This window comes from Sphingobium sp. VMM (assembly GCF_056790315.1).
Window position 1 is genome coordinate 176,771 of the sequence record NZ_JBXGSI010000006.1, and the last position, 15,023, is coordinate 191,793.

The following is a 15,023-nucleotide window of genomic DNA, read 5'->3' on the forward strand; positions in this document are numbered from 1 at the left end:
TCAGTTGGGCTTGCGCGCGCCCTGGCTGATCGTAACCTCGCCATTGGCGGCATAAAGTGCCGTGGCTTCGGCCTGGGCGGTCTGGGGATCCTTGCCGTCCAGGATCGCGGCGATCTGGCGGCCGCTCGGCACCTTGTCATAGACGCCGTAAAGGTCGGTCTGGCCGACCATATGGATCGACAGTTGATAGCCAAGGTCGCGGGTGGCGGGATCGAAGGCGAGGACAGTGCCGCTATCGTCGACCGGCACGATGATCGCGCCATCGCTGCGCCCCGTCTGCTGCAGCATGTCATAGCTGCCCTGTGCGGTCTGGACGGTGCCGCGAATGCACAGATTATCCTTGCCCTCGCGCGGGATGCGGACCTCCTGCGGCACGGGCTGGCCGGCGGTGCCGCTGGGCACGGCCTTGGTCAGGCGGGCGTCGCTGCCATCGCCGGTCGGGCAGGCACCGAAGCTGGCCGGGCTGGTCGCGTGAAGGCTTGTCGCATCGTCGAATTTCAGGCCGGCCAGCATGCCGTCCAACCCGGCCAGCACTTCGGCGCGGCGTTCGGTCGGCCCGGTGACGCGCAGCTTCACCATCCAGCGCCCGGCATGGGCGAAGGCGGCCGCCGTCGTCAGCGCGCCATCGGCGGCATCGTCATAGACGGCGCGGATCGCCGTGCCCGCGCGGCCGCCGGCGGCGACGCTGTCATAAGCGGTGCGATGGGTCTTGCCGCCGAACCGCTCCATAACCGCCTTGTCGGTCATGTAAGCGGCGAGTGAAGCGTCGGCATAGGTGGGCAGATAGACATAGAGGGTCGCCTGGATGGCGCCATCCTGCGAAATATATTGGGCGTAATTGTCGATGCCCTTGCCGCCGTTCGATACTTCGCCGCTCTTGGTCAACGACAGGCTGGCGACCGTCTGCGGCAGGCTGATGCCGGCGGCGGTGGCACGTATGGCAGTATCACTGGGCGTCCATGCCTCGATATCGTCCGCAGCCTGCGCCAGCGAGGGCAGAGCCAGGCAGAGGGCCATCGAACATAGGAACAACGCACGTCGGGGCATTGGCATCCTCTCTCTCGATCCAGACCGTCTTGGCGCGGCCTTGAATGACAGAGGATCAGAAAATCACGGATTCCGCAGGGGCGCAAGCCGCCTTCACGCCGGCGGGGCCATTTGCCCCGGAAATCGCGACAATTGCGGGCCGTGACAGGTCCATTGCGGCGCAGCATCGGTGGGGATGACGCCTTCGGCCACGACCAGGCCGGGTTCGCCCAATGTCAGGAGCGCGATTCGGCCAGGCTGGCCGGCGGCCTCAGCGCCCCTGGCGCCGCGCCATGAAGGCCAGGCGCTCGAACATCATGATGTCCTGCTCATTCTTGAGCAGCGCGCCGTGCAGCGGCGGGATCGCCTTGGTCGGGTCGGCATTCTGCAGCACGTCGAGCGGCATATCCTCGTTCAGCAGCAGCTTCAGCCAGTCGAGCAATTCACTGGTGCTGGGCTTCTTCTTGAGACCGGGCACCTCGCGAATGTCGTAAAAAATGTCCATTGCCCGGCTGACCAGCATCTTCTGGATGCCGGGGAAATGGACATCGACGATCGCCTGCATCGTCTCGCGATCCGGGAACTTGATATAGTGGAAGAAACAGCGACGCAGGAAGGCGTCGGGCAATTCCTTCTCGTTGTTCGAGGTGATGATGACGACCGGCCGTTCCTTGGCCGCGACCGTCTCGCCGGTCTCATAGACATGGAAGGCCATGCGATCGAGTTCCTGCAACAGGTCGTTGGGAAATTCGATATCGGCCTTGTCGATCTCGTCGATCAGCAGGACGGGCAGGGTGGGGGAGGTGAAGGCCTCCCATAGCTTGCCCTTGCGGATATAGTTGGCGATGTCGTGGACCCGCTCGTCACCCAGCTGGCCGTCACGCAGGCGGGCAACCGCATCATATTCATACAGGCCCTGATGCGCCTTGGTCGTCGACTTGACGTTCCATTCGATGAGGGGGGCGTTAATGGCCTTGGCGATTTCCTGGGCCAGCACGGTCTTGCCGGTGCCCGGTTCGCCCTTCACCAGCAGCGGCCGGCGCAGCAGCACCGCGGCATTGACCGCGACCTTCAGATCGTCGGTGGCGACATAATCCTGGGTGCCCTCAAAGCGCATGGCTCTCTTCCGCTCCATCATTGCTGGAGGACCGGACTAGGCAAAGCGGGATTGGGGCGCAACGCGTTTGTGCGTTGCGGCAAGCGGTGGGGCGATGGATCAGTCCTGCTGTTGCCGGCGGATGGCGGCGCGCGCCTCCAGCACATCCCACAGACCGCGATGCTGGGCCAGCAGCTGGCGCATGCCGAACTGGATCGCGCGATCAACGGCCGGATCGCCACCAATGGCGCGCGCCACGTCCAGCGTTGCCCGATGATCGGGCAAAGAGCAGGGAACCGGTTCGATGCCCGCACGAAGCGCGGCAATGTCCAGCAGCTTGCGCACGGCGCGCCAGTCCAGCACCAGCGCGATCGCTGCGCCCATGGCGCAACCGCGCCGGTCGGACTGGGCCAGCATGTCGAGCGCATGGCGCTGCTGACTGACGATGGTTTCGCAACTGCTCTGGCCCGCCGTGCTGGGGGCGGGGCCAGCAGCCACGGTGACCTGGGTCAGATAGGCGCGCTCCCGCGCAAAGGCGTCGGCGGCCTCGATCAGCCAGCGGCGCGCGGCATTGTCGACCGAGCGGGTGGCGGCATGGTCGATCACGCCGGGATGGCGACCATGGAGCAGGCAGAGATAATAAGCGGCATCGGCAAGGTCGGGCAGGCCAAGGCCATCGCGCGAGCGGGCATCCTGGCTCGCCTGGGCCAGATAGCTGTGGCTATAGCTGCCATCGGCCCGAACCAACATGTCCAGGATTTGCGCAATATCGTCGCCCCGGCGCAGCGCCGTCACTTCGCTCATAGAAATTTCCCTGTGGCAACGGCGTAAGGGGCGCCGCTGGGTATAATTTAGGGCATGGTGCGTAAACGCCGGGTTAAACTTGTCGCTTCGGCTGGTCGCAAATGTGGCACCAATGGTCTAGGCCGTTATGGTTAACAAATGATGCTATCGTCTTGAAAAACAAAAGGCCCGGCTGGAATGTCCGGCCGGGCCCTTGTTTGAAGCGATAATCTGACCGGATTTACTGGTCCAGGAAGCTGCGCATCTTGCGGCTGCGGCTGGGGTGCTTCAGCTTGCGCAGCGCCTTCGCCTCGATCTGGCGGATACGCTCGCGGGTCACGCTGAACTGCTGGCCCACTTCCTCCAGCGTATGGTCGGTGTTCATGCCGATGCCGAAGCGCATGCGCAGTACGCGTTCCTCGCGCGGGGTCAGGCTGGCAAGGACGCGGGTAACCGTTTCCTTGAGGTTCGCCTGGATCGCGGCATCCACCGGGATGATCGCATTCTTGTCCTCGATGAAGTCGCCCAGATGGCTGTCTTCCTCGTCGCCGATCGGCGTTTCGAGCGAGATCGGCTCCTTGGCGATCTTCATCACCTTGCGCACCTTTTCGAGCGGCATCGACAGGCGCTCGGCCATTTCCTCCGGCGTGGGCTCACGGCCCTGCTCGTGCAGGAACTGGCGGCTGGTACGGACCAGCTTGTTGATCGTTTCGATCATGTGGACCGGGATACGGATGGTCCGCGCCTGATCCGCGATCGAACGGGTGATCGCCTGACGGATCCACCAGGTCGCATAGGTGCTGAACTTGTAGCCGCGGCGATATTCGAACTTATCGACTGCCTTCATCAGGCCGATATTGCCTTCCTGGATAAGGTCCAGGAACTGCAGACCGCGGTTCGTGTACTTCTTCGCGATGGAGATGACGAGGCGCAGGTTCGCCTCGACCATTTCCTTCTTGGCGATGCGCGCCTCACGCTCGCCCTTCTGCACCATGTTCACGATGCGGCGGAATTCGCTGAGCGACATGCCGGTCGCCTGGGCGATCTCGCTCACTTCGTTGCGGATGCGCTCGACCGCGCGGCCTTCGGCAGCGGCAAAGGCGGCCCATTTCTTGTCGAGGCCCTGCACCTTTTCCAGCCAGGCATCGTCCAGTTCATGGCCCATATAGCGCTCGAGGAAGTCCTTGCGGCTGACCTTGTGGCGCTCGGCCAGACGCAGCATCTGACCACCCAGCGCGGTCAGGCGCCGGTTATAGGCATAGAGCTGGTCGACCAGATATTCGATCTTCTGCTGGTGGAACTGGACGCTCTCGACCTCGGCGGTCAGCTGCTCGCGCAGCTCATGATAGCTGTCCTCGGCCTTCTGGCTCAGGCTCTCGCCGTTCGCCATGGCGACCATGCGCGATTCCTGGGCCTTGGAGAAGGCGCGGAAGATTTCGGTGATGGTCGCAAACTTCTCTAGCGCCATCGGCTTCAAAGTCTCTTCCATCTGGGCGAGGGACAGGGTGTTGTCCTCTTCCTCGTCCTCCTCGCGACGGGCGCGGGGCGCACCATCCTCGTCCTCGTCGCCGTCGGCGGATTCCTCCTCCGGCTCTTCCTCTTCCTTGAAGCTGGGGCCAGCGGTCTTCTCGCTGATCTCGCCATCATCATCCTCGGCGCCTTCCTCCATATTTTCAGGAGCAGGATCCTTGGACAGCATGGCGTCGAGATCGAGGATCTCGCGCAGCTGCATCTCGCCATTGTTGAGCGCGGTCGACCATTCGATGATCGCGTTGAAGGTGGTCGGGCTTTCGCACAGACCCAGGATCATCGTGTCGCGGCCGGCCTCGATGCGCTTGGCGATGGCGATTTCGCCCTCGCGGCTGAGCAGTTCGACGGCGCCCATTTCGCGCAGATACATGCGCACGGGATCGTCGGTGCGATCGACCGTTTCCTTCTTTTTCTCGGTGACGAGCTTGGGGCCGTCATCGTCGCTCGAATCATCGTCGGCGTCGTCGGCTTCCTCGCGCTCGCGCTGCTCGTCGCCGTCTTCGCTCGCCTCTTCATTCTCGACGATGTTGACGCCCATCTCGTTGAGCGCCGACATGATGTCCTCGATCTGCTCGGAGGACATCTGGTCCTGCGGCAGGGCATCGTTCAGTTCGTCATAGGTGATGTAGCCGCGCTTCTTCGCGCGGGCGATCAGCTTCTTGACGGACGCTTCGTTGAGGTCGAGCAGGGGGGCATCGCCATCCTCGCCATCGCCCATCCCGCCATTCTTGCTGTTCGCCTTGGTCGCCATCTATTCGCCTTAACTCCGTCGTCCCGACAGGAACGAGCCTCAATCAAACAATGTCTTCGGACTGCGCCAGTTCCGCCAGGCGGCTGTCGTGATCGGCTTTCAGCGCGCGGACGCGCTGCTGTTCAGCGAAATTCTCTTCGCTGAAGTCGCTCTCGAACCGTCTAGTAGCCTCCGCCAGCGCCGTTTCCAGCTCCGGTCCTTGCGCCATCACCCGGATGGCCTCGTCCAGGTCGCGTTGCACGCGACTGGGGTCGGTTGTCATCCTATGTGGGGTGAATGTGAACGTATCGGCCCGGAGCATCCCCTTAGCCATATTATACAAGTCACCTTGCCCCAATATGGTAAGGAGGGCCTGCGTTTCAACTGTTTCTTTGCGGAAGGATGCGGCGATCATCGCATCCAGCAATCGCGCCAGCGCGGGATCACCGATTCGCAGGCCTGACAGCGTCTCGCGGTGCAGGACAATCTGCTCCGGATCGCGCAGCAGGCTGGCCAATATCGCCCGCAGCAGCCGATGTTCCATGCCGCTCGCGCCGATCTCCCGCGCCTCGTTGCCGGCGGGCGGGACGGGGGGCTTCCAATTGCCCTTCTTGTCGCGCTGCCAGCCGGCGCGGCTGCCACCGCCACCGGAGCCGCGCGGGGCACGCTGGCCGCCGCCAAACCGATCCGGCCGGGCAAAGAAGAGTGCGTCATAGCGCTCCCGGAATGCCTGGGCATAGAGCGCGCGGACATCGGGATGCTGGATCGAGTCGCTATGGGCGGCCAGCCGCTGCTTGAGCGCCGCCTTCTGCTCGGGCGTGTCGAGCGGGCCGACCTTCTGCTCATGCTCCCACAGGCGATCGACCAATGGCTGGGCGCCCGCCAACACGGCGTCCATCGCGCGCGGCCCCTCGGTGCGGAGCAGGTCGTCGGGGTCTTGCCCGGCGGGCAGAGTGGCGAAGGCCAGGCTATGGCCGGGGCGCAGCAGGGGGAGGGCGCGGGTCGCCGCGCGGATCGCTGCCTTCTGCCCGGCCGCATCGCCGTCGAAGCACAATATCGGCACCTCGACCATCTTCCACAGCCGCTCGATCTGATGCTCGGTCAGCGCCGTGCCGAGCGGCGCGACCGCATCACCGAAACCGGCCTGGGCGAGCGCGATCACGTCCATATAGCCCTCGACCACGATCACCCGGCCGCTCTGCCGGCTGGCGGGGGAGGCGCGGTCGATATTGTAGAGGGTGCGCCCCTTGTCGAAGAGCGGGGTGTCGGGCGAGTTCAGATATTTGGGTTCGCCTTGGCCGATGATCCGACCGCCAAAGGCGATCACCCGTCCGCGAATATCGCGGATCGGCAGCATCAGGCGACCGCGGAACCGGTCATATGTTTCACGTTCGCCGTCAGGGTCGATGAGCAAGCCGGCCTCGACCAGCATCGGCTCGCCAAATTCCTTGAGCGCGCCTTTCAGCTTCCCGCGCGAATCCGGCGAATAGCCAAAGCCAAACGTGCGCCGGGTCGCGTCGCTGATGCCGCGCTTGGCGAGATAGGCGCGGGCGTCGCCGCCGTCGATGCTGCCAAGCTGGTCCTCGAAGAAGCTCTGCGCGGCGCCCATCGCGTCATGCAGTCCCTTGGCCTGCTCGGCGCGCTTGGCCGCGCGCGGATCGGCGGCGGGCACTTCCATGCCGGCGGTTGCCGCCAGTTCCTTCACGGCCTCCATGAAGGGCAGGCCGCGCTGGTCGGTCATCCAGCGGATCGCATCGCCATGCGCGCCGCAGCCGAAGCAGTGATAAAAGCCCTTCTCGTCGTTGATCGTGAAGCTGGGCGTCTTCTCGTTATGGAAGGGGCAGCAGGCCTTATACTCGCGGCCCGCCTTCTGCACCTTCACGGTCTTGCCGATCAACGTCGAAAGCGACGTCCGCGCGCGCAGCTCGTCCAGCCATTGGGGCGTGAGGGTCATCTAATTAAAGCCCCTCCCTTCCAAGGGAGGGGTTGGGGTGGGTGATCTTCTGCCTTTCCGGCATGGCGCGGGCACGATCCAGAATGACGCTCAGCACGCCTTCCAGATTATCCCGAATGTCGATGTTGGAGAAGCGCAAAACCAGATAGCCCTGATGTGCAAGGTCAAAGTCTCTATCTCGATCCTTGATAGCATCATGGCTATCATCATCGACTTCTATGATGAGGCCGAGGAGGGGGCAGAGAAAGTCGCAGATATAGGGTTCGATCACGGCTTGTCGGCGGAATTTGAAGCCGTCCAGCTGGGAACCGCGTAGGGCGCCCCAAAGGCGGCGTTCATATTCCGTGGGCTCGCACCGCATCTTGCGCGCAAATTGACCGAGTCTCGCATTGATGCGCAGCGCCATCACCCACCCCAACCCCTCCCTTGGAAGGGAGGGGCTATTATGTCAGTATCGCATGCGCGTGTCAGCCCGGTGCTAACTCAGCTCAGCGCCGCCTTCACCAGCCCGCTCGCCTTGCTCATGTCGATCACCGCGCCATGGCGTTCCTTGAGCACGGCCATCACCTTGCCCATGTCCTTGACGCTTTCCGCGCCGATCTCGGCCTTGATGCCCTCGATCGCGGCGCGGGTCTCGTCCTCGCTCAGCTGCGCAGGCAGGAAGGTTTCGATCACGTCCAGCTCGGCCTGTTCCTTGGCCGCCAGTTCGTCGCGGCCACCGCTCTTGAACATGTCGATCGATTCGCGGCGCTGCTTCACCATCTTCTGCAGCACCTCGACCACGACCGTGTCGTCGTCGGGCACATTGCTGGCGGTGCGCAGTTCGATGTCGCGATCCTTGAGCTTGGCCAGGATCAGGCGCACGGCGGCCAGGCGATCCTTGTCGCCGGCCTTCATGGACTCCACTTGGGCGCTCTTGATGGTGTCGCGAATCATGGGCGAATTAATCCTGTTTCTCGGGAAAGGAGTAGATATAATGCGAAAAGAGATTTTTAACAGACGTTGACCTTCACGCGTTGCGGGAATAGGTGACCGGCCGTTTAACCCGCACCAGACGGGTTCCCGCAAAAGCATAAAGGACCGCAGACCATGGCTGACGCCAAGACCCTCATTGTGCCCAAAGGAGCGACAGGGGTATTGGTTTTTGCCGATGGCTCCGCCGTCTTCGGTCGCGGCTTCGGCGCGGTCGGTGACGCGGTCGGCGAACTCTGCTTCAATACCTCGATCACCGGCTATCAGGAGATCATGACCGATCCCTCCTATGCCGGGCAGATCATCACCTTCACCTTCCCGCATATCGGCAATGTCGGCACCAATCTCGACGACGTCGAAGCCGACAGCCCCTATGCGCTCGGCTGCATCGTGCGCCAGGACGTCACCGCGCCCAGCAATTTCCGCAATGTCGAACCGTTCGACCAGTGGATGAAGGACAACGGCCGCATCGGCCTCGCCGGTGTCGATACCCGCGCACTGACTCGCATGATCCGTGAGAAGGGCGCGCCCAACGTCGTCATCGCCCATGATCCGGATGGCAATTTCGACATCGCCGCGCTCGCTGCCAAGGCGGCCGCCTGGCCCGGCCTTGAAGGCATGGACCTCGCCATCGAAGTCACGGGCAAGGAAAGCCGCCTGTGGAAGGATGGCATCTGGACCATCGGCCATGGCTATGGCCTCAATGAAGCGGGCGAGGAACGCCCCCATGTCGTCGCCATCGATTATGGCGCGAAGAACAACATCTTCCGCAATCTGGTGAAGGCCGGCGCGCGCGTCACCGTGCTGCCCGCCACCGCGACCTTCGATCAGGTCAAGGCGCTCAATCCCGACGGCGTGTTCCTGTCGAACGGTCCGGGCGATCCGGCCGCGACCGGCGAATATGCCGTGCCGGTGATCCAGCAGGTACTGGCCGCCGACATCCCCGTTTTCGGCATCTGCCTGGGCCACCAGCTGCTTGGCCTCGCCGTCGGCGCGAAGACGATCAAGATGCATCAGGGTCATCGCGGCGCCAACCATCCGGTCAAGCGCCTGTCGGACGGCCTGGTCGAGATCACCAGCATGAACCATGGCTTCGCCGTCGATGTCGACACGCTGCCGGCCAATGCGCGCTCGACCCATGTCTCGCTGTTCGACGGCAGCAATTGCGGCATCGAACTGACCGACAAGAATGCCTTTTCGGTCCAGTATCACCCCGAAGCCTCGCCCGGCCCGCAGGACAGCTTCTACCTGTTCAAGAAGTTCGTCGATGGCCTCAAGGGCGCGGTCGCGGCGTGAGCCAGAACCTGCCCCCGGTTGACGAAGCGCGCCTTGCCGCAGAGTGGGAGGCGGACCGTGAGGTTCTCGCCAACCTGAAGCGCAATGGCGACGTCGCGCGTCTCGCGCGGCCCGTGGACGTCAGCTTCCGGGGCAGCGAGAAGGATTTCGAGCGTGTCCTCACCATCGCCAGCCAGTTCGGCTTCGTCGAACTGGACCGGGAGGAGGATGAGGAAGGCGACCTGTTCCTGTTCCTGGAATGCGTGCAGCCGGTCGACGAAGCCTCGATCCGCGCGCTGACCAAGAAATGCCTCCAGATCGAAATCCTCTGCGGCGTCGAATATGACGGTTGGGGCTGCGAGGCGCAGGCGGGGGGCGTGCATTGATGGCAAACCGCGATCAGATCGAACTGGCGAAGGAAACCTTGAACGTCTTCGCTGATCGAGGCGAAGATTTCGGCGATGCCCGTCATGTCCTTCATTTTATGGACGGCGGAAACTTCGAAGCGTTAGGCGCTTCGCTCCGTGAACTAGGTTACGCGGTAAAGCCGACAGTCAATGCAGATGGTATTATCGCCGAGCGACATGAAGCCATCGGCGAAGAATGGCGAACTACGACTCTGGCAGCGCTGTGCGACCTCTGTGACAGCTACGGCGTTGAATATGATGGCTGGGAGGCTGCAATGATGCGTCAACCTCCAGCGCCCGAACCATCGAAGCCAATCGGCTTTTTCCCCAAGATTTTTGGTAAGAAGAAATAAGATGCCCAAACGCACCGACATCTCCTCCATCCTCATCATCGGCGCTGGTCCGATCATCATCGGCCAGGCGTGCGAGTTCGATTATTCGGGCACGCAGGCGGTCAAGGCGCTGAAGGAAGAGGGCTATCGCATCATCCTGGTGAATTCCAACCCGGCCACCATCATGACCGACCCGGAATTTGCCGACGCGACCTATGTCGAGCCGATCACGCCCGAAATCGTGGCGAAGATCATCGAAAAGGAGCGGCCCGATGCGGTGCTGCCGACGATGGGCGGCCAGACCGCGCTCAACACGGCGCTGGCGCTGTTCAACGACGGCACGCTGGAGAAATACGGCGTCCAGATGATCGGCGCCGACGCCGAGGCGATCGACAAGGCGGAGGATCGGATCAAGTTCCGCGACGCCATGGACAAGATCGGCCTGGAATCGGCCCGCTCGCGCATCGCCCACACCATGGAAGAGGCGATGGAAGCGCTGGAGTTCACCGGCCTTCCCTCGATCATCCGTCCCAGCTTCACCATGGGCGGCACCGGCGGCGGCATCGCCTATAATCGCGACGAGTTCATGAACATCGTCCGCGGCGGCCTGGATGCTTCGCCGACCACCGAAGTCCTGATCGAGGAATCGCTCCTCGGCTGGAAGGAATATGAGATGGAAGTCGTGCGCGATCGCAACGACAATTCCATCATCATCTGCTCGATCGAGAATGTCGATCCGATGGGTGTCCACACCGGCGACTCCATCACCGTCGCGCCGGCGCTGACGCTGACCGACAAGGAGTATCAGATCATGCGCAACGCCAGCCTGGCGGTGCTGCGCGAGATCGGCGTCGAAACCGGCGGGTCCAACGTCCAGTTCGCGGTCAATCCCAAGGATGGCCGTCTGGTCGTCATCGAGATGAACCCGCGCGTGTCGCGCTCCTCGGCGCTGGCGTCGAAGGCGACCGGCTTCCCGATCGCCAAGGTCGCGGCGAAGCTGGCCGTCGGCTACACGCTCGACGAGATCGAGAATGACATTACCGGTGCGACCCCGGCCTCGTTCGAGCCGACCATCGACTATGTCGTGACCAAGATCCCGCGCTTCGCCTTTGAAAAGTTCAAGGGCGCCGAGCCGCTGCTGGGCACCGCCATGAAGTCGGTTGGCGAAGTCATGGCGATCGGCCGCAACATCCATGAATCGATGCAGAAGGCGCTGCGTGGTCTGGAAACCGGCCTGTCGGGCTTCAACCAGGTCGATCATCTGGTCGGCGCGCCCAAGGACGACATCATCGCCGCCCTGGCACAGCCGACGCCCGATCGTTTGCTGGTCGCTGCGCAAGCCCTTCGTGAAGGTCTGACCGTCGCGGAAATCCACAATATCGCCAAGTTCGATCCCTGGTTCCTGGAGCGCCTCAAGGAAATCGTCGAGGCGGAGAATGAGGTGCTGGAACACGGCCTGCCGCGCGATGCGGACGGCATGCGCCGCCTCAAGGCCATGGGCTTTTCCGACAAGCGTCTCGCCTGGCTGGCGCTCAAGTCCGCCAATCTGCGCGGCAATGAGCGCGGCGTCGCCCGCGGCAGCGGCCTGATCCACGATGCCGTCGTTGCCATGACCGGCGGCGTGACCGAGGATGAAGTGCGTAGTCTGCGCCACAAGCTGGGCGTGCGTCCGGTGTTCAAGCGCATCGACACCTGCGCCGCCGAGTTCGAGGCGAAGACGCCCTACATGTATTCGACCTATGAAGCCCCGATATTCGGCGAGCCGGAGAATGAGGCGCAGCCCAGCGACCGCAAGAAGGTCGTCATCCTGGGCGGTGGTCCCAACCGCATCGGCCAGGGCATCGAGTTCGACTATTGCTGCGTCCATGCCTGCTTTGCGCTGAGCGAAGCCGGCTATGAGACGATCATGGTCAACTGCAACCCGGAAACCGTGTCGACCGACTATGACACGTCCGACCGCCTCTATTTCGAGCCGCTGACGGCCGAAGACGTGCTGGAAATCTTGGCAGTAGAAATGTCGAAGGGGACGCTGGCGGGCGTGTTGGTGCAGTTTGGCGGCCAGACGCCGCTCAAGCTCGCACAGGCGCTGGAGGATGCCGGCATCCCGATCCTGGGCACCAGTCCGGACGCGATCGACCTGGCCGAGGATCGCGAGCGTTTCGCCGCGCTGATCGACAAGCTGAAGCTGCGCCAGCCGGCCAACGGCATTGCCCGCAGCCGCGAGGAGGCGATCGCGGTCGCCAATCGTATCGGCTATCCGGTGCTGATGCGTCCGTCCTACGTCCTTGGCGGTCGCGCCATGGAAATTGTCGACGGCCAGGCCCAGCTCGAAGAATATATCACTACCGCCGTGCAGGTGTCGGGCGACTCCCCGGTGCTGATCGACCAGTATCTGCGTGATGCGGTCGAGGTGGACGTGGACGCGCTGTGTGACGGCGACGATGTGGTCGTCGCCGGCGTGCTGCAGCATATCGAGGAAGCCGGCGTTCACTCCGGTGACTCCGCCTGCTCGCTGCCGCCCTACAGCCTGTCGGACGAGGTGATTGCCGAGATCGAGCGTCAGACCGAAGTGCTGGCCCGTGCCCTGTTGGTCCGTGGCCTGATGAACATCCAGTTCGCGGTCAAGGACGGCATCGTCTATCTGATCGAGGTCAATCCGCGCGCCAGCCGGACCGTGCCCTTCGTCGCCAAGGCGATCGGCACCCCGATCGCCAAGATCGCCTCGCGCGTCATGGCCGGTGAGAAGATCAAGGATCTGCCCAAGATCGATCGCAACGCGATCGACCATGTCGCGGTCAAGGAAGCCGTCTTCCCGTTCAACCGCTTCCCCGGCGTCGACCCCGTGCTCTCGCCGGAAATGAAGAGCACCGGCGAAGTCATGGGCATCGACAGCAATTTCGCCACCGCCTTTGCCAAGGCGCAGCTGGGTGCGGGTACCGTGCTGCCGACCAGCGGCACCGTCTTCGTCTCGGTCAAGGACAGCGACAAGCCGGTGATCCTGCCGGCGGTGCAGAAGCTGGCGGGCATGGGCTTCACCATCATCGCCACCGGCGGCACCGCCACCTATCTGGAAGGGCAGGGGATCGCCGTCGAGCATGTGAACAAGGTGGCCGAAGGCCGCCCGCACATCGTCGACCGGATCACCGATGGCGACGTGCAACTGATCTTCAACACCACCGAAGGCTGGCAGTCCCTAAAGGACAGCAAGGCGATCCGCACCAGTGCTCTACGCGCAAAGATTGCAAGTTTCACCACCGCGACCGCCAGCGTCGCTGCGGCGGACGCAATCGAGGCTTTGCGGGACCGCGCCCTTGAAGTGCGCTCGCTCCAGTCCTATTATCCTGGGTCGCACGCCTGATCCCCTTCACCAGGAAGCATGCTGCGGGTGGCGCCACGTTCGGCGCCGCCAAAGGGAAGTTTTGACGAAGGATTTGCAATAATGGCGACCGTCGAGAAGATGCCGATGCTGCAGGTGGGCTATGACAAGCTCAATGCGCAGCTCCGCGAGCTGAAGGCCGAGCGCCCTCTGATCGTGGACGCCATCGAGGAAGCTCGTGCCCACGGCGACCTGTCGGAAAATGCCGAATATCACGCCGCCAAGGAACGGCAGGGGCAGGTCGAGGCAACGATTTCCGACCTGGAAGACAAGCTGTCGCGCGCCCAGATCATCGATCCGACCACCCTGTCGGGTAACAAGATCGTGTTCGGCGCGACCGTGACCCTGCTGGACGAGGACGACAAGCCGGTCAAATATCAGATCGTGGGCCAGGCCGAGGCGGATGCCAAGGCGGGCATGATCAGCTATAACAGCCCGCTGGGCCGTGCGCTGATCGGCCGCGAGGTCGGTGACGAGGTGGAAGTGTCGGTCCCGTCGGGCGACAAATTCTACCTGGTCGACAAGATCGCGTTCATCTGATCCCGTGAAACTGCCTGCCGGACGCACGACCAACGCGATCGCGCTGGTCACGTTCGTTCTGTTCCTGTTGCTGCTGGCAACCGGGCAGATCGACAATGCGGCCTTGCTGGGCGGGTTCATGCCCGCCCGCATTGGTAACCCCGGCTTGCTGGACGGCATGGCGGCGGTGCCGTGGTGGCTGACGCCGCTCAGTTGCACCTTCGTCCATGCCGGCTGGCTGCATGTCGGCTTCAACCTGCTGATGCTGCTTTTCTGCGGGCGGCAGGTCGAACATGTGCTGGGCCGCACCGGCACGCTGATCCTCTATGTCGCCGGCGCCTATGCCGCCTGCTTCGCCCAATGGGCGATCACGCCGGAATCGATCAATCCGATGGTCGGGGCGAGTGGCGCGATTTCCGCGATCATCGCCACCTATGCGCTGCTTTACAGCCAGCAACAGGTGCGGCGGATCGGGCCGTTGTCGGCCAATTTCGTGCGGGTGCTGTGGCTGGCGGCCGCCTGGATCGCGATCCAGTTGATGATCGGCGTGGCGACGGCGGGGGGATTGGGCGATCTGGGTCAGATCGCGATTGCCGCGCATATTGGCGGCTTCCTGGCAGGGCTAGCCCTGACCCGGCCCTTGCTGCGCTGGCGGTTCCGCAAACGGCCCCAGGCTATCAATTGATCGTTCGATAATATGTGTTCGGGCGAAACCGGGGCATGATCCGGTCTCGCCCGAAACGGGTCATCAGGCTGCCGGCAGCTCAGGCTCCAGCAGGCGGTGCAGATGGACGATCACATAGCGCATTTCGGCGTCATCGACGGTGCGCTGCGCCGCGCCGCGCCAGGCCTTTTCGGCCGAGGCATAGTCAGGGAAGACGCCAACCAGGTCGACCTTGCTGAGGTCCTGGAATTCCAGCGTCTGCGGGTTGGTTACGCGGCCGCCCATCACCAGATGCATCTTGCTCATGGCGTTATATGTTCTCCTTTGACTGATCGCGGTGCCTTAGCATCGTCCCTGCG

Annotated in this window: 14 protein-coding genes; 6 read left to right on the forward strand and 8 right to left on the reverse strand. The window is 63.2% G+C overall.

Annotated features, from left to right (window positions below; all coding sequences use genetic code 11):
- The 7 genes from ACUCV3_RS10010 to ACUCV3_RS10040 all read right to left on the reverse strand — a co-directional run bounded on the left by ACUCV3_RS10010 (position 1) and on the right by ACUCV3_RS10040 (position 8,055).
- Positions 1-1,047, reverse strand: coding sequence for a hypothetical protein (locus tag ACUCV3_RS10010; protein ID WP_048937325.1), 1,047 nt, complete (start codon positions 1,045-1,047; stop codon positions 1-3).
- Between the two features lie 250 nt (positions 1,048-1,297).
- Positions 1,298-2,143, reverse strand: a complete 846-nt coding sequence (locus ACUCV3_RS10015) for an AAA family ATPase (protein ID WP_010337204.1) — start codon at positions 2,141-2,143, stop codon at positions 1,298-1,300.
- 99 nt (positions 2,144-2,242) lie between these two features.
- Entirely contained in the window at positions 2,243-2,926 is a 684-nt protein-coding gene (locus ACUCV3_RS10020; protein ID WP_037507512.1) for a DUF6975 family protein, read from the reverse strand.
- Positions 2,927-3,146: 220 nt separating this feature from the next.
- Complete coding sequence (rpoD, locus tag ACUCV3_RS10025) at positions 3,147-5,186, reverse strand: RNA polymerase sigma factor RpoD (protein ID WP_004211766.1); 2,040 nt, start codon at positions 5,184-5,186, stop codon at positions 3,147-3,149.
- Between the two features lie 43 nt (positions 5,187-5,229).
- On the reverse strand, positions 5,230-7,119 hold the full coding sequence (gene dnaG, locus ACUCV3_RS10030) for a DNA primase (RefSeq protein ID WP_137405403.1): 1,890 nt from the start codon (positions 7,117-7,119) through the stop codon (positions 5,230-5,232).
- Between the two features lie 4 nt (positions 7,120-7,123).
- Positions 7,124-7,525, reverse strand: coding sequence for an endonuclease domain-containing protein (locus tag ACUCV3_RS10035; RefSeq protein WP_080993551.1), 402 nt, complete (start codon positions 7,523-7,525; stop codon positions 7,124-7,126).
- 77 nt (positions 7,526-7,602) lie between these two features.
- Positions 7,603-8,055 carry a GatB/YqeY domain-containing protein gene (locus tag ACUCV3_RS10040; protein WP_004211770.1) on the reverse strand — a complete coding sequence of 151 codons (453 nt, stop codon included), beginning with the start codon at positions 8,053-8,055 and terminating at the stop codon, positions 7,603-7,605.
- 153 nt (positions 8,056-8,208) lie between these two features.
- Between ACUCV3_RS10040 and carA the strand changes: the two genes are divergently transcribed.
- The 6 genes from carA (at position 8,209) to ACUCV3_RS10070 (ending at position 14,685) form a co-directional block, all read left to right on the forward strand.
- The gene (gene carA, locus ACUCV3_RS10045; RefSeq protein ID WP_048937322.1) at positions 8,209-9,387 is read left to right on the forward strand and encodes a glutamine-hydrolyzing carbamoyl-phosphate synthase small subunit; all 1,179 of its coding nucleotides are present in this window, start codon (positions 8,209-8,211) and stop codon (positions 9,385-9,387) included.
- Positions 9,384-9,752 (forward strand): ribonuclease E inhibitor RraB, encoded by a 369-nt coding sequence (locus ACUCV3_RS10050; RefSeq protein WP_010337196.1) that lies wholly within the window; start codon positions 9,384-9,386, stop codon positions 9,750-9,752. Before carA ends, ACUCV3_RS10050 begins: the two co-directional genes overlap by 4 nt.
- On the forward strand, positions 9,752-10,126 hold the full coding sequence (locus ACUCV3_RS10055) for a hypothetical protein (protein ID WP_048937321.1): 375 nt from the start codon (positions 9,752-9,754) through the stop codon (positions 10,124-10,126). The genes ACUCV3_RS10050 and ACUCV3_RS10055 overlap by 1 nt, the downstream gene beginning before the upstream one ends.
- A 1-nt stretch (position 10,127) precedes the next feature.
- Complete coding sequence (gene carB / locus ACUCV3_RS10060) at positions 10,128-13,463, forward strand: carbamoyl-phosphate synthase large subunit (protein WP_048937320.1); 3,336 nt, start codon at positions 10,128-10,130, stop codon at positions 13,461-13,463.
- Positions 13,464-13,544: 81 nt separating this feature from the next.
- Entirely contained in the window at positions 13,545-14,021 is a 477-nt protein-coding gene (gene greA / locus ACUCV3_RS10065; RefSeq protein WP_004211784.1) for a transcription elongation factor GreA, read from the forward strand.
- Between the two features lie 4 nt (positions 14,022-14,025).
- A complete protein-coding gene (locus ACUCV3_RS10070) occupies positions 14,026-14,685 on the forward strand; it encodes a rhomboid family intramembrane serine protease (protein WP_048937319.1) in 660 nt (219 codons plus the stop codon).
- Between the two features lie 63 nt (positions 14,686-14,748).
- Here ACUCV3_RS10070 and ACUCV3_RS10075 read toward each other — a convergent pair whose 3' ends face one another.
- Positions 14,749-14,970, reverse strand: coding sequence for a DUF4170 domain-containing protein (locus tag ACUCV3_RS10075; RefSeq protein ID WP_004211788.1), 222 nt, complete (start codon positions 14,968-14,970; stop codon positions 14,749-14,751).
- Positions 14,971-15,023 lie beyond the last annotated feature (53 nt).